Raw genomic sequence first — 13,674 nt, forward strand, 5'->3', positions numbered from 1 at the left:
ATTAATATTATGTGCATTACTAAGCGGACTACGTTATCTTTTATCTTCATTATTGGTATTTTTGCGTGTAACAATAATTTTACTTTTTAGCGAGTTATAGAGAGACGAGATGAAAACAGAGTTTTCACAGATCCCATTTAAAAAAGGGAATATTTTTTCATTCTCAGGAAGAGTCTTTCTTCTATTGTTACTGGCTTCAGTGTTATTGACGCTTGGATTAGGCAAATATTTTACGGATACCACAGAAAACCGCATGATGGCGAACATTCGCGTACTCGCCATGAGCCAAGCCAAAATGATCGCTTCATTGGATGGCATCGTCAGTACTGTAAAAGATAAAGATATTCCTAAGCTAAAAGTTATTGCCGATAAGCTCAATCAAGATTCCAGTTATGACTATGTCGTTATTGGTGATGAACATTCCGTTCGTTTATATCATCCAAATAGCGAAAAGATTGGCTACCCAATGCAATGGAATAAACCGGGGGCGCTAGAAAATGGTGAAAGCTATTTTATTAAAGGCGAAGGCTCCATGGGGAATGCAGTACGTGCAAAAACACCTATCTTTGATGAAAACGGTAAAGTCATTGGCGTTGTTTCCATTGGTTATCTCACCACCAAAATAGATACCTCATTAGCTGAAGTGTTTGTGCAAACGTCAGCAACATTTTTAGGGGTGTTGGTGATTTTGCTATTTCTATCTTGGGCATTCGCCCGATTAATTCAGCGGCAAATGCTTGGCATGGAACCTGAAGAAATAACCCAATTAGTGTTGGTGCAAAAGGGGATTTTTGATGCGGTGTTTGAAGGCATTATTGCCGTCGACCGTTATGGGAAAATTATCAATATCAACCATAATGCTAGAAAAATGTTGGCGCTGAGTGAGTCAGCTAAACAGTTAATCGGTAAACCGATTTCTGAGTATGTTTCTCCCGCAGGCTTTTTCACGAAAGAAATCGCGAAAAACCATCATGATATCGTTTGCGAGTTCAATGGGTTGAATGTGATAGCCAGCCGAGTTGCCATTATGGATGGTGAGTTGCTGGCGGGAGCGGTGATCAGCTTCCGTAGCCAAAATGATATTGAATCCTTAAATGCGCAGCTTTCTCAAGTTCGCCAATATGTGGATAATTTGCGTACATTGCGCCACGAACATTTAAATTGGATTTCTACTTTAAGTGGTTTGCTGCAAATGAAAGAGTACGACCAAGCCTTGGCGTTAATTAAGGGGGAATCGGAATCTCGGCAACAATTAATAGATTCACTGCGAGAGCAATTTGCAGATAAACAAGTGGCTGGGTTGTTATTTGGTAAATATCACCGTGCGCGAGAATTAGGATTGCAGCTTATTTTTGTGCCGGGTTGCCAACTCCGTGAATTACCTAACTCATTAAATAGCACGGAACTCTGTGCTGTATTAGGAAATTTATTAGATAATGCCTTTGAGGCAAGTTTAAAGAACGAAGCGGGTAATAAGCAGGTAGAACTGTATATCTCAGATGAAAATAATGAGATTGTGATTGAAGTTGCTGATCAAGGATGTGGTTTTCCCCTTGAGCTGCAAGATAAATGGTTTGAACGCGGAACAACAACAAAAACGGATGCTGTCGATGGACATGGCATAGGGCTATTTTTGGTGGCCTCCTATGTCAATCGATGTAATGGGGCGGTGATCATTGAAGATAATCAACCGTATGGTACTGTATTCTCTATTTTTATACCGAAAGTATTGAATAGGCGTTATTAGCATATCAGAGTATATCAACCAGCAAGCTAAACCATTGATAATAATTAATAATGTAATTCACGGGCAATCAGAAGTAGTCACGTAATAGCCGTTTTTGCTTGTACCTGAGCTTGTACCTAAAAACGACCAAAAAACATACAGTGTTTTAAGTTGTAGAAATTAATAGCTTTTTGTAAAAGTTATCGATTGATTGGAAATTGCACAAAATGCCAAACTTAAACGATAGACAAATTAAGGCTTGGATAAATTCTAATGAACGATTCGAGGGTAAAGCTGACGGAAACGGGCTTTATCTTAGATATTCAAAGAATGATAAAAATCCAAGTTGGAGATTTAGATATAGTTTCAATAAAAAAGCCCGAATAGTCTCTATAGGGACATACCCCAATATCACCCTAATGAAAGCGCGTGAAATTGCTAGAGAGTTATCAGCAAAGGTTATTTTAGGTGTTGATGTTGCTGGAGATATAAAGCGACAAAAAGCCGAGGCATTAGAGAGAATACAGCGCGAAGATAAAGCAGTTAAAGTGTTTGGGCTGATTGATGAGTTTTACGAGCGACAAATAAAGCCAAAAAGAAAAAAACATGAGGAATCTAAAAAGCTGATAGATAAAAATATCACGGCTGTTATTGGTTCAATGAAAATTGAGGATGTGAAGCCAAAAGATGTTGATCTATTAATAAAGTCCATCGTGGATAGAGGCTCACCATTTACCGCTGATGAATCGCTACGTTGGTTAAAGCGTATTTTTGATTATGCAGTTCGTAGACAGATGATAGATAGCAATCCAGCCTCGGCCTTTGGTATTTCTGATGCTGGCGGAATGGAAAGCAAACGCGAACGATGGTTAACCCGTGATGAGCTGACATTATTCCTTTCAACGCTGAATAGTTCGACATTGCCAGAATCTAACAAAATAGCATTTAAAATAATTCTAGCTGTTGGCTTGCGTAAGATGGAATTATGCGAGGCTAAATGGTGTGAGATTGATTTAGATAATGAGGTATGGCATTTCCCTGCAGAGAGAAGCAAAACGGGTGACGCTATAGATATCCCTTTGAGTAAGCCTGTTATAGAGTGGTTTAATCAATTAAAGGTAATAGCTTGCGGTAGTGAATATGTATTACCTGCCAGAAGAACAGGCACAGGGAAAAATAAAACGATAAATAAGACAACGTTAAATAAGAACCTTGAAAGTATTCTTTCATCATTGCCTGAGTCGTTTATTCAGTTCAGTATCCATGACCTACGAAGGACCATGAGAACTCACCTATCAGCATTAGGTATTGAGCCACAGATTGCCGAAAGGTGTTTAAATCACAGGGTGAAAGGTATTGAGGGGGTGTATAACCGCCATGATTACTTTGATGAGCGAAAATCCGCACTATCACAATGGGCTGATTTGCTTACAGCATTAGAGAGTGGATCAGACTATAATGTTGTACCAATGAGTAAGAAAGCATAACTAGTTTAAACCGTATCTAGCTCGACGGGGCGAAAAGTGGGAAACCTTACCTATCTGATACGGTATTCTTTAAGGCGCGTTAAAGGTGGCGTTATGAGTAAAAATAGAACAGGAACGAAGAATATATGGCTACTTAATGGTATTCCTGAAATGGAATACTGCTCAATAGAACGCGCGGCTGAACTATTACAATGTAAAATCAATGATTTATTACATTTTGCCGAAACAGGCTCTATAGAAATATGTATAAAGTTACAACAATATAAGGCATCCGTTTTCTCGCCAATGAAATATCGCTCTAAAGATGAATGGGAAAACTTCTGTGAAAATGAAATGCCAGAATTAATGAATTTTGGTATGACTCTCAGAAAATATGGAGTAAGCCGTATTACACCAAACTTTTCAATTCAAATAGATAATATGAAGCCTAATTATTTATATGAATACGAAAATTTTGAATTTTTACGCAAGCCTCAAGTATTCCTAAGTGGCTTGTGGTGTCTAATAGGGACAAGCGATAAAAACATATACAGCGATTTGTCATCGAAAGGATATATAACATTAAACCCCTTAAACTTTACGTTAAAAGAGGCCGACTACCCTTTTGAGCCAATGAAAGATGAAACATTCTTTGCCTCTCCAATTGATGAACACCTATATGACAATAACTTATTGATAAAAGAAAGGGTAAAGCCTATCGTTCAGCTAACAGTTAATGACCTATACATAACAAAGGCTCAAATAAATAAAATCCACACTAACATTGGTCAAGAGTTGGCATCGATAAGCGGTATAGATGAAAAACGACACTACGAACAAAAAGAACACCACACCCAAATAAAAGCCCGTGAAAACAGGATGAAAATAAATAAAGCAATCACGCTATTGCTGGCACTATATCCACACAATCCTGATGATGATTCAACTAGTTATAGAACCGCTGATGGAAGGCTAATTATATCTAGAATAGGGAAATGCTTAGATTATCATGCAGGTACGCTATTTGATGATGCCGAGCTACCTGTCAAAGATGACTCTCGACTTAGGGCTATCATTAGCGAGTATTTAGATAATTTAGGATATAGAGGTGAATGATATTTATTGGTGCTTGAGACTTTAATCATATGCGTGAAGCTTCACACCTGTTTTTTTATCCAGTTAATTGGGATTTAATGTGTATGACATTCACAAGGAGTCATACACATGGAAAAGAAATCACCTAAGCGCAAGCCTCGCGCTAAAATCAGTACACCATACCCTATGGACGGTTACGCCCGTCTACGTCATACAGCCGACTTTCTAGGCATTTCTGATGCTACTCGTTATCGCTGGGAGCGTGACGGTAAATTACCTAAGTCATTTGAGATTGAGAAAGGCTTTTTTGTCTATGATGCGAAAGAGATTCGCGCATGGGCTGAAGCTAAGAAATCACAAAGCGGGGTAGCATAATGGAAAAGAAAAACCGCCCTTGCGGAGGCGGCTTTGATATCAGTAATGATATTGGAAATTGCCCCGCCATTATAACCAAACGCACACCAAAAAAACAGCGTGGATTTATTTATATTGTTGGTTCTGGTGCAAATGGAATTACAGAAAATGACGGCTTGAAATATTGCCGCTTATCTTCCTTCCGTAATTATTGCTCAGAACTGGAGCGCAAATTAAATATTAATTTAGAACGCATCGACGAACCGAACCCTGACGGTATTGGATCACATTACCGTTATCGTATTCGCAGCCAGAAAGACGCGCTGAAGGTAATTAACCTTATCAACCAACGCGCCAATGCTGGTGGATATGAAGGTATTTCGAAATCACAATCTGAATTAATTTTGTCGCAGTACCCAGCCGAATAATAAGGAAATAACAATATGAAAAATAAAATGACCGTAATGGGTCAGGGATTCGCTCACCCTGAAAACCACTCTAGCGATATTAAGGAATTATCTTTTGCTGAAATGCTGCCAGTAATTCAGGGAAATATTAACGGGCAGGTTATTAATGCGGTAAGTGCCAAAGCATTACACGAAGCATTAGGTGTAGGTCGTGATTTTTCTACTTGGATTATTGGCCGTGTTAATGAATACGCTTTTGTGGAAGGAGCGGATTATCAATCAGATGATGATTTTAATATTCGCTGCTTACTTAATGAACAATATTCCCCCGTTTTGGGGAATAATACAAAACGTGGTCGCCCTGAAAAGGATTACTTATTAACGCTAGGCATGGCTAAAGAATTGGCAATGGTTGAACGTACCGAACAAGGCCGCTTAATTCGTCAATACTTTATCAAGTGCGAGGAAGCACTACACAAAGTCGCGCCAACAATCACCAAGCAATTACGTCATCAACTTAAATCACGCCTCAAAGTGGCTAGTTACTTTAAGCCGATGTGTTCAGCGTTAGAGCTGGCGCGTATGGAGCAAGGTAAAAACACACTCCCACACCATTACACGACTGAGTCAAACATGCTGAACCGTATTGTATTAGGTGGGCTTACAGCTAAGGCATGGGCGAAGCAGAACGGCATTATTGGCAATCCTCGTGATGCCATGAGCGAGACACAATTAGAGCATCTTTCATACCTTGAGCAGACCAATACAACGTTAATTGAGTTAGGCATGGACTATCACGCACGCAAGGACAAGTTAATCGGCTTATCTCAGAAGTGGTTAGCGCAACGTGTAGAGGTGGTGCAATGATTACCCTATATTCAACAAAGGCTATTTCCTACCAAGTGAATGGTTCCCTACTGGCAGGCATGGGGGTAAGTTTAATTTACTCCCTTAATAATACTGTAGCTTTAAACTACGGTATTACTGGCAATCAATCAGACAAACTTTCGTCCGATCACTCGGTCAATTTTTTGGCTCAGCAACCGGCTAAAACTTTAGCCGATGTATCAGCGAAAATTTACGCCAATCAATCTGGGGAATATTTCCTAGGTCAATCAGCAAAACATTTTGCCAATCTAAAACGTGGAGAATTTACACCATTTGCTAAAGGTGATTTTTCTCACCTTATGCAAGGTTTAATCGTGGTCATTACACGAGGCGGAATTGAGTTTTTACAGTCCATAAAAAAGGAACGAATTGAGTTTTTGGAGTCCATAAAAAAGGGCAGCCAATCGGCTACCCTTGGAAACGTCGATATTGAATACCGAGCAAGTGAGAACTATGAGAATAGTATTCATCTTGTTATCGGTAAAGGTAATAACCTTGAGTTAATACAAAAATGTGCAATACATCACTTGCGCTTATGGGTAATTGTTGGCTATAGTAAAAACGCACTAGCAAAATCTAGTGTCAGAATTGGCGTTCTGAATTTGTACAAGGCGACACATGACGCGCCTAGCGTCTTTTTTTGTGTTCATGCCTACGCACACCTATTAAATGCGGTATTATATCGCACCGAATCTATGGTGGCGGCAGCAGAGCAACCGAAAGGTTGGCTGGTATCCTTGTACGCCAGTAACGCCAACTCTACTGTCGTCACCACCCCCGAAATTGGCGTTTCTGGTGGTGACTCCTTAGCATTGTACAAGGAGATCATCGTTATGATGGCAACCCCTACCCAGACTCAATTCAAATTTCTGTTTCTGGCGGTAAAACGCACAGATAAAACCGACATTCCCCACAGAATCGAAGCCACAGCATCGAACGAACACGATGCAAGACTGATGCTTGTACGTGATTACATTCTGTCATTCGCTGGTCGCTTACCTGCTCAGGAGGTGACAGCATGAGCGCAGATATCACCATTCATCAAGCGGCAGAAAAGGCACAACAGTTAGAACTGATTAGCCTGATGCTGCCTAATTATCCTCGCAATTTTACGCCAAGCGATATCGTCGCTATTTCCTCACTTATGACGGAATTATCCGGTGATGTAGCGACATTCTTGAACGATGCGGCAGCACAGGAGGGGAAAGCATGAGCAAGCCAATTCCTGAAAACTACCACCGCATTCAAGCTGAAATAGCGGACATGTTAGGCAATAACACCCCTTTACACTCAGAAGAACGCAGCCGTGACCGTTTGCTTAGGGTTCGAAAAGGTATGGCTCATATTCTTTGTGAGGTATTCCCTCAGATTGATGATCCCAAAAAACAAGAACTCTATTACTGGTTGGAAGCTATTAGCCGTATCAGTGGCGCAGAAGCCGTAGACGCTAAATCGGAGGGTAAGGCATGAGTAAGCCAATTTCTTTAGATGTAGCAGCATACAAGGCACAGCAAGCCAATTCATTAATCACAACGATATTAGAACAGGCTCAAGGGAACTGTTCGAGTGAGTTAGTAGATCTCATTTCTATTGCTTGCGATTTAAGCGGTGAAATATGGCAATCCTTCGAGGAGGCGACCAAATGAAAACAATCAAATTAAAGGTTGGTCACTTATCTACCTTGGAAGAAGTCGAGCATATCAACGAAGAACTCCAAGCGTTGTTAATCCCACTGTTAACGGCTGTAGAGAATGAGGCTGATACAGATACACATTTTCTACTTAGAGCAGTTAATCGCCTTGTACATGCTCAAGGGAAAGAAATTACTCGGTTAGCGGAGGTGATGAAATGAGACAAGTCACTATCAATGCCACCAGCCTAAGCCCATTCATGTATCAAGGTAAGCGAGTTGTCACCTTTGCCATGATTGACGAGGTACACCAACGCCCGACGGGTGCGGCTAGGAAATCATTCAATGCTCACCGTCAATATTTTACTGAGGGTAAGGATTTTTACCGTCTAACTGGACAGGATTTAGAACTGTTCAAACTTTGCGCGTCCATAAAACGGACGCACAAATATTCACCAATTAGTGATAAGGCGCGAGAAGTAACGGTGATTACTGAATCAGGGTATTTGCTAACCGTGAAGCCGTTTAATGATCCGCTTTCTTGGCAGGTACAAAACCAGCTTATTGATGCGTATTTTCGACTGTCTGAATTTCCTGAATTACAGCACATCAACATACCCACGCTGGCGGAACTTGAAGCCATGCCAATTGGTGAGGCTCAGAACTTGATTAGCAGTTTAGAAGCTGATTCTTATCAAGGTCACGGTAGGCGCGGTAGCTATGCCATGAACCTACGCCGCAAGGAGAAGAAAGCACTTAAACCAATGGTAATGGCGATTGAACAAGCCTCACAGCTACACATTCAGGATATGGGGGATTATCGCTCATGAGAACGTTTCAAATTGCAGGGTATGGCACAACTCCGAAAGGGTTAACGCTAGGTATTTGTAAACAGGTGATATCTGCCACCCAGAAAGACGCTCAATCGCAAGTAATGCGAGAGGCGCAACGTGACGGTTTAACCGATATCCGAATCAACTATGTGCGTGAGGTGAAGTAATGGCTAACAAAGAGATGGTTTTATCACTGGAAGTGCCACGCATGAAAGTAAACCGAGTGCTGACACTGTTAAGCGTTTGGCAAGAGGCGAATCAGGACGAGGAAACCGCCCACATGATCGATGTTGTTTTCTCGATGGTGAGTGATGCTGTTAAGGCTATTGATTCTGCTATGGAGGGTAAGTAATGAATATTTCTAACATTAACGCATTCGAGCACAGCGAACAGGGTGTAATTCTCATTACTGGCGCAGCGAATCAAGAGGCTATCAGCTACAGCGAAGCACTGGACGCACTGAATAATGGCACCTTTGATGGCAATTTGATTTTGGGTTTTGAGTTAGTTCTCACTATTAGCAAGGGAGAGGTTAACGGCTTCTTTAAATCCACGATTGAGCAAACCGTCATTCTTTGGCGTTGGATTGTCGCTGCCTCGTTTGTTATGGAGCAAGCCGATCATAACGGGTTTCATTATGCTGGCGATGGGAAAGGCGGCACGACCATAGCAGCCATTTACAGCAATGAGCTTGCGTCACTCACTGTCTATCCGTCCAGTGAGCGAATGTTATTAGCAAACCATGTTGAGGGTGTGGCTTATGAACATTACGAGCATGAATATGCCCCTTCAATGGCTTTACGTATGTATCGTGATTTTATCAATCTTGAGCCAAAACAAGGCTGTCGGCTATCAGATAGAGGTCGAGAGGGGCTATCGATGCTTCACGATGATCTCATTCGAATGATAGAAGATGGTGACTTTAAAGATACCGTCACCGTTCACTAGGGAGCCAATGACATGATAATCACAACCTTTAAAGTTAATTCAATGGCAAACCGTTACGCAGAGGCAATCTATCAGGATATTAAAGCCCGTAATGGTGGCGATTACTTCACAATGAACGTGGGTAATAAAGTGATTGAGGTCGCTATTAGCGACGGTGCGAAAAGTGTTCGCTTGTTGGTAGACAGTTACTTATTGAACGCCTTGAAACAAGAAAAAAAAGCATGGAAAAAAGCCGCCGTACAAGTCTTAAAAGTTTGTGTGATAAATGGCGTTATTACAGGCTACGGGCGCGAAATATGGAAAAGCATGATTAATGACATGGGTAATACCTTAGCCGAACAAGGAGAGTTTCAATGAAGCCGATTGATGTTATCCGTGATGTTAAGCTGAAAGCCAACGGACAATGGCAAAACATATTATCTAACCTTGGGGCAGAAGTGCCCCTAAACACGCACACCGCTTGTCCTCATTGTGGCGGTAAAGACCGTTTTAGATTTGACGACAAAGACGGCAACGGCACGTTTATTTGTAGTCAGTGCGGCTCGGGTGATGGGTTGGACTTAGTTCAGCGTGTTCTGGGCGGTAGTGTGACAGAAGCCGCTTATGAGGTGGCTGGAATAATTGGTATTGATACCCGTTCAGATAATCCACCAGCCTACAACGCCGCGGAGACAAAAGCGCAACAGGAAGCCCGTAGAGCCGAGCAAGAAGAACAACGTGTAATCGAACAGATAGAGAAGCAAAAACGCTTTACAGCGCGATACAGCCGCACTATTGCCAATGTTAAACAGGGTGAATCTGAGTATCTCAAAGCGAAAGGCTTTCAAGGTGTAGAAATGGACTTACTCGCGGACGGTTCGCTGATTATTCCATTAATGGACGCTGACGGCACAATCACAGCCGCACAGACCATTAAACCCAATGGCGAGAAACGGCTATTACTCGATAGTGCGAAGAATGGCAGCTATTACCCAATCAATGAGCCTGTAAACGTTTCTACGGTGATTATCGCTGAGGGATTGGCAACCGCCATGACGTGCCAGTTAATCCAACCAGAAGCGCACACAGTAGCGGCAATTGATGCGGGTAACTTAACTCATGTGGCTAAGGTGATGCGGACGAAGTACCCAGAAAGCCAAATTATCATTGCAGGGGATAACGACAGTAAAAATGAGGTCAACACGGGCAAGGTGAAAGCAGAAGCCGCAGCGAGAGAAGTTAGCGGCTATGTTTCAATCCCACCTTGTCAGGGAGATTGGAACGATTACCTGCAATCCAGAGAGAGGGAAACCGCCGCCTCTGCTTTCAGCGAGGGAATGTATCAGCCACAGGACAATATGGCAATGAAAGAGGACAACGTGATCCACATTGACGCGAAAAAGAAAGTTAGACCCCACGATGATTTAGCCCCATTTTTTGATAAGCGTCACGGTGGCTTGTATTACATCGAACGCAAGCAAAATAACACGACGGGCGAGATTGACGAAAAAGAAACATGGTTTTCGGATGAAATGGCGACGGTAGGCATTGGCTCTGACGGTAAAGACAGTTATTTGGTTATCCAGATGAAGCAAGAGGGCAGCAACCGCATAATTTATGAAGCCATTCCAAGGCGTGAACTAGGCTCACCTCAAGGGTGGGGAAGATTGCGCTCCCGTGGCGTTAATATCACAACAAAGCGCGGTCAATTGGATTTACTGGCTAACTATCTTCAGCGAAAAGGAAAGCGTGACGAATGGACGATCACCCATACCGCTGGTTGGCATGATGGGGCATACGTGATGCCAGATGGTCATATTATTGGTACACCTAGCCGCCCCGTTGCCTTTTGTGGTGGAACGTCTGCCGTTGCGGGTTATGTCGTCAGGGGAACAGATGAAAGCTGGCGGAAGAATGTCGGTAATTTAATGAAAGGCAACCAATCTATGATTTTAGGTGGGTTAGTCGCGTTAGCTGCCCCGCTGAACTCGTTATCAGGCGGTAGTTCATTTGGCATTCACTTATTTGCTCAGTCCTCAGCAGGGAAAACCACCACGGTAGAAGCCGCCTCAAGTATCTACGGTGTACCCGATGAACTGAAATTAACATGGGATGCGACAAAGTACGGGCTAACGATTGAAGCCGCTTCACGAAATGACGGGTTTATGCCGATTGATGAAATTGGACAGGGTAACGATGTGCGGCATGTCGCAGGAAGTGCCTACAGCTTATTCAATGGTACGGGGCGCATTCAAGGTAATAAAGACGGTGGAAATAAAGCCGTTTTACGTTGGGCGATTGTGGCGTTATCAACGGGTGAGGAAGATTTTGAAACTTATCTCATTCGTAATGGTGTCACCCCAAAAGCAGGGCAATTAGTGCGGCTGGTTAGTGTGCCATTTACCGATACTGTCGAGTTTCACAGCCTTGATGATGGTGATTTACATTCACGAGCCATCAAGCGCGCATCAACGCAGCATTGCGGGGCTGTCGGTAGAGCATGGATTGAGTATTTAGCCAACAATCAGGATATCGCCAACCAGAAAGTAACCTTTAAAGAAAACGAATGGTTATCGAGTTTACCCGAAGAAGCATCGCCACAGGTTAAACGAGTCGCTACCCGTTTTGCCATGTTGGACGCTACCGCAGAGTTAGCAACATCAATCACAGGTTGGGATATTGCCGAATGTAGCCGTTTTATTCGTAATAGCTTCAATGAGTGGCTGGAGAACTATGGCACAGGGAACCGCGAAAAATACCAAGTCGTCAAACGGGCAAGGGATTTTATTCAACGCTATGGATTGAATCGCTTTCAACCGTACACCTATGGCAAGCGTAACGGGGATCTAGACCGAACTTACGCAGGCAGGATAACAAACCTTGCGGGCTATTTGGTTTCTGGACGCAGAGAGGACGGCAAGGACGAATATCACATTATCCCGTCAGTGTTCGAAGATGAAATACTCTCAGGCATTCAAAAGAAACTGGGGGCAGAGGCACTCGACGAGGCAGGTATTTTAGTCAGACCCGAATCAGGGCGTGTAGACGGTAAGACTATCAGTATTAACGGAAGCCAGCAGCGATTTGTTGTCTTAATTGATAGCGAGGAAGAATAGCCAGCCAGAACAGAATCCCTGTGATGAATCAAAAACGTTGGGATAAGTGGGATAACGGGATAAGAACTAAAAAAGATAACAGTATTATTAAGTTAGGTTACTTCTATTTATCCCATGTTATCCCAAGCTATCCCAAAGGTAATGATAATGAATTGTTATAAATGTTAATTGAAAATCAAAGTTATCCCAAAAATAAAAAGTATGGGATAAGAGAATAGGGTGTTTGGGATAAGTTAACTTGATGATATTAAATAGAAATAAGCAACTTATCCCGTTATCCCAAAGAAAAATCATTTTTCGCCTATAGAGAGATATTTAAATGAGTAACAAATTGACCATTAAAAGCCTGACACCTGCTATCTCTGGCTGGTGGGTTAAAATCACCGATAATGACGCAGATAAAACTGAATGGTACTCGCCTGTAGCAGCATGGGCGTTATGTGATGTGCGCTATGAAAAAGAGTCGAAAGTATATACTCAAATCCTGCCTGTATTGACAGGGGAGTCTGGTATGGAGCCATTACACCCAGATGAGGCTTACAGTGAAATTCTTTACTTGCCTGATGATAGATTTATTCATATGGGTGAGCCTTGCGTTTACTCATGGGCAATTGTTAAGGGAGATGGGATATAATGGTCACTCAAACACTGACGTTAAAATGTAAAAATCCACCAGCGACGAACGCACTAAAAAGCACGCAAGCTAAAACGCCACAGGAAGCACCACAGCAACCGAAGAAGAAAAATAAGGCAGATGTTCACGCGAAGAAGAAACAGCACCGCATAGACCGTATAGCGAAGCACTGGGCGCTATTCAGTGAGCCAGAAGCCAAGCCGCTAATGATTGGCATCAAGGAAGCTATGATTGCTGAGGTTAAAGATAAAGGGCTGGATATCCCAGATAGCCACATTAAACAGGGATTACGCTCATACATCAGCCGCAAGGCATATTTGAAAGCTCTTACTCTGGGCGGCAATCGGTTTGATATGCACGGGCAACCTAACGGAGAAGTCACACCAGAACAGCAAGCCATAGCAGAACAAACGCTGGCGGAATGGAACGGAAAGTAATACCACAATTCAAAATCAATCATCACATACAAGACGAAAGCCGACTCAAATAGTCGGTTTTTTTGTTGTCTTATTTCCATGGTATCGAGTGTTAGTAGAAAATATTTCTATTTATGAGTCTAATCATAGCAATAATTTGTTGTTTATTTTTTAATCTGAAT

Annotated in this window: 19 protein-coding genes; all 19 read left to right on the top strand. The window is 42.3% G+C overall.

Annotation, left to right across the window (positions count from 1 at the left end):
• Positions 1-109: 109 nt before the first annotated feature.
• The 19 genes from dpiB (at position 110) to ACY3ZI_RS08470 (ending at position 13,513) form a co-directional block, all read left to right on the top strand.
• Entirely contained in the window at positions 110-1,747 is a 1,638-nt protein-coding gene (dpiB, locus tag ACY3ZI_RS08380) for a sensor histidine kinase DpiB (protein ID WP_487377072.1), read from the top strand.
• A gap of 206 nt (positions 1,748-1,953) precedes the next feature.
• On the top strand, positions 1,954-3,213 hold the full coding sequence (locus ACY3ZI_RS08385) for a tyrosine-type recombinase/integrase (RefSeq protein WP_487377075.1): 1,260 nt from the start codon (positions 1,954-1,956) through the stop codon (positions 3,211-3,213).
• A 93-nt stretch (positions 3,214-3,306) separates the two neighbouring features.
• Positions 3,307-4,308, top strand: a complete 1,002-nt coding sequence (locus ACY3ZI_RS08390; protein WP_140172375.1) for a hypothetical protein — start codon at positions 3,307-3,309, stop codon at positions 4,306-4,308.
• A gap of 108 nt (positions 4,309-4,416) precedes the next feature.
• Complete coding sequence (locus tag ACY3ZI_RS08395; RefSeq protein WP_140172376.1) at positions 4,417-4,662, top strand: helix-turn-helix transcriptional regulator; 246 nt, start codon at positions 4,417-4,419, stop codon at positions 4,660-4,662.
• Positions 4,662-5,069 carry a hypothetical protein gene (locus ACY3ZI_RS08400; RefSeq protein WP_487377082.1) on the top strand — a complete coding sequence of 136 codons (408 nt, stop codon included), beginning with the start codon at positions 4,662-4,664 and terminating at the stop codon, positions 5,067-5,069. Before ACY3ZI_RS08395 ends, ACY3ZI_RS08400 begins: the two co-directional genes overlap by 1 nt.
• A gap of 15 nt (positions 5,070-5,084) precedes the next feature.
• Complete coding sequence (locus ACY3ZI_RS08405; protein ID WP_487377084.1) at positions 5,085-5,915, top strand: antA/AntB antirepressor family protein; 831 nt, start codon at positions 5,085-5,087, stop codon at positions 5,913-5,915.
• Positions 5,912-6,958, top strand: coding sequence for a host cell division inhibitor Icd-like protein (locus ACY3ZI_RS08410; RefSeq protein ID WP_487377086.1), 1,047 nt, complete (start codon positions 5,912-5,914; stop codon positions 6,956-6,958). The genes ACY3ZI_RS08405 and ACY3ZI_RS08410 overlap by 4 nt, the downstream gene beginning before the upstream one ends.
• Complete coding sequence (locus ACY3ZI_RS08415; RefSeq protein WP_487377088.1) at positions 6,955-7,149, top strand: hypothetical protein; 195 nt, start codon at positions 6,955-6,957, stop codon at positions 7,147-7,149. Before ACY3ZI_RS08410 ends, ACY3ZI_RS08415 begins: the two co-directional genes overlap by 4 nt.
• The gene (locus ACY3ZI_RS08420; RefSeq protein ID WP_487377091.1) at positions 7,146-7,406 is read left to right on the top strand and encodes a hypothetical protein; all 261 of its coding nucleotides are present in this window, start codon (positions 7,146-7,148) and stop codon (positions 7,404-7,406) included. Before ACY3ZI_RS08415 ends, ACY3ZI_RS08420 begins: the two co-directional genes overlap by 4 nt.
• The gene (locus ACY3ZI_RS08425; protein WP_487377093.1) at positions 7,403-7,582 is read left to right on the top strand and encodes a hypothetical protein; all 180 of its coding nucleotides are present in this window, start codon (positions 7,403-7,405) and stop codon (positions 7,580-7,582) included. Before ACY3ZI_RS08420 ends, ACY3ZI_RS08425 begins: the two co-directional genes overlap by 4 nt.
• Positions 7,579-7,788: a hypothetical protein gene (locus tag ACY3ZI_RS08430; RefSeq protein ID WP_004906529.1), complete on the top strand. Its 210-nt coding sequence runs from the start codon at positions 7,579-7,581 to the stop codon at positions 7,786-7,788. The genes ACY3ZI_RS08425 and ACY3ZI_RS08430 overlap by 4 nt, the downstream gene beginning before the upstream one ends.
• The gene (locus ACY3ZI_RS08435) at positions 7,785-8,396 is read left to right on the top strand and encodes an ORF6N domain-containing protein (RefSeq protein ID WP_272524952.1); all 612 of its coding nucleotides are present in this window, start codon (positions 7,785-7,787) and stop codon (positions 8,394-8,396) included. Before ACY3ZI_RS08430 ends, ACY3ZI_RS08435 begins: the two co-directional genes overlap by 4 nt.
• Positions 8,393-8,566, top strand: coding sequence for a hypothetical protein (locus ACY3ZI_RS08440; RefSeq protein ID WP_165906921.1), 174 nt, complete (start codon positions 8,393-8,395; stop codon positions 8,564-8,566). Before ACY3ZI_RS08435 ends, ACY3ZI_RS08440 begins: the two co-directional genes overlap by 4 nt.
• Positions 8,566-8,751 (top strand): hypothetical protein, encoded by a 186-nt coding sequence (locus tag ACY3ZI_RS08445; protein ID WP_144140322.1) that lies wholly within the window; start codon positions 8,566-8,568, stop codon positions 8,749-8,751. The genes ACY3ZI_RS08440 and ACY3ZI_RS08445 overlap by 1 nt, the downstream gene beginning before the upstream one ends.
• A complete protein-coding gene (locus tag ACY3ZI_RS08450) occupies positions 8,751-9,347 on the top strand; it encodes a hypothetical protein (RefSeq protein WP_487377097.1) in 597 nt (198 codons plus the stop codon). The genes ACY3ZI_RS08445 and ACY3ZI_RS08450 overlap by 1 nt, the downstream gene beginning before the upstream one ends.
• 12 nt (positions 9,348-9,359) lie before the next feature.
• Positions 9,360-9,704, top strand: coding sequence for a hypothetical protein (locus ACY3ZI_RS08455; RefSeq protein ID WP_487377099.1), 345 nt, complete (start codon positions 9,360-9,362; stop codon positions 9,702-9,704).
• Positions 9,701-12,442 carry a DUF927 domain-containing protein gene (locus ACY3ZI_RS08460; RefSeq protein ID WP_487377101.1) on the top strand — a complete coding sequence of 914 codons (2,742 nt, stop codon included), beginning with the start codon at positions 9,701-9,703 and terminating at the stop codon, positions 12,440-12,442. Before ACY3ZI_RS08455 ends, ACY3ZI_RS08460 begins: the two co-directional genes overlap by 4 nt.
• 319 nt (positions 12,443-12,761) lie before the next feature.
• A complete protein-coding gene (locus ACY3ZI_RS08465; RefSeq protein ID WP_487377102.1) occupies positions 12,762-13,076 on the top strand; it encodes a hypothetical protein in 315 nt (104 codons plus the stop codon).
• On the top strand, positions 13,076-13,513 hold the full coding sequence (locus ACY3ZI_RS08470; RefSeq protein WP_487377104.1) for a ProQ/FINO family protein: 438 nt from the start codon (positions 13,076-13,078) through the stop codon (positions 13,511-13,513). The genes ACY3ZI_RS08465 and ACY3ZI_RS08470 overlap by 1 nt, the downstream gene beginning before the upstream one ends.
• Positions 13,514-13,674: the final 161 nt, after the last annotated feature.

The organism is Providencia sp. LY12 (assembly GCF_057621555.1).

Bases quoted from the DNA above. Each gene is read 5' to 3' on its own strand.
- ACY3ZI_RS08420 (WP_487377091.1), top strand. From the start codon at position 7,146: ATGAGCAAGCCAATTCCTGAAAACTACCACCGCATTCAAGCTGAAATA.
- ACY3ZI_RS08465 (WP_487377102.1), top strand. From the start codon at position 12,762: ATGAGTAACAAATTGACCATTAAAAGCCTGACACCTGCTATCTCTGGC.
- ACY3ZI_RS08460 (WP_487377101.1), top strand. From the start codon at position 9,701: ATGAAGCCGATTGATGTTATCCGTGATGTTAAGCTGAAAGCCAACGGA.
- ACY3ZI_RS08445 (WP_144140322.1), top strand. From the start codon at position 8,566: ATGGCTAACAAAGAGATGGTTTTATCACTGGAAGTGCCACGCATGAAA.
- dpiB (WP_487377072.1), top strand. From the start codon at position 110: ATGAAAACAGAGTTTTCACAGATCCCATTTAAAAAAGGGAATATTTTT.
- ACY3ZI_RS08395 (WP_140172376.1), top strand. From the start codon at position 4,417: ATGGAAAAGAAATCACCTAAGCGCAAGCCTCGCGCTAAAATCAGTACA.
- ACY3ZI_RS08440 (WP_165906921.1), top strand. From the start codon at position 8,393: ATGAGAACGTTTCAAATTGCAGGGTATGGCACAACTCCGAAAGGGTTA.
- ACY3ZI_RS08385 (WP_487377075.1), top strand. From the start codon at position 1,954: ATGCCAAACTTAAACGATAGACAAATTAAGGCTTGGATAAATTCTAAT.
- ACY3ZI_RS08470 (WP_487377104.1), top strand. From the start codon at position 13,076: ATGGTCACTCAAACACTGACGTTAAAATGTAAAAATCCACCAGCGACG.
- ACY3ZI_RS08425 (WP_487377093.1), top strand. From the start codon at position 7,403: ATGAGTAAGCCAATTTCTTTAGATGTAGCAGCATACAAGGCACAGCAA.
- ACY3ZI_RS08435 (WP_272524952.1), top strand. From the start codon at position 7,785: ATGAGACAAGTCACTATCAATGCCACCAGCCTAAGCCCATTCATGTAT.
- ACY3ZI_RS08430 (WP_004906529.1), top strand. From the start codon at position 7,579: ATGAAAACAATCAAATTAAAGGTTGGTCACTTATCTACCTTGGAAGAA.
- ACY3ZI_RS08455 (WP_487377099.1), top strand. From the start codon at position 9,360: ATGATAATCACAACCTTTAAAGTTAATTCAATGGCAAACCGTTACGCA.
- ACY3ZI_RS08390 (WP_140172375.1), top strand. From the start codon at position 3,307: ATGAGTAAAAATAGAACAGGAACGAAGAATATATGGCTACTTAATGGT.
- ACY3ZI_RS08400 (WP_487377082.1), top strand. From the start codon at position 4,662: ATGGAAAAGAAAAACCGCCCTTGCGGAGGCGGCTTTGATATCAGTAAT.
- ACY3ZI_RS08410 (WP_487377086.1), top strand. From the start codon at position 5,912: ATGATTACCCTATATTCAACAAAGGCTATTTCCTACCAAGTGAATGGT.
- ACY3ZI_RS08415 (WP_487377088.1), top strand. From the start codon at position 6,955: ATGAGCGCAGATATCACCATTCATCAAGCGGCAGAAAAGGCACAACAG.
- ACY3ZI_RS08450 (WP_487377097.1), top strand. From the start codon at position 8,751: ATGAATATTTCTAACATTAACGCATTCGAGCACAGCGAACAGGGTGTA.
- ACY3ZI_RS08405 (WP_487377084.1), top strand. From the start codon at position 5,085: ATGAAAAATAAAATGACCGTAATGGGTCAGGGATTCGCTCACCCTGAA.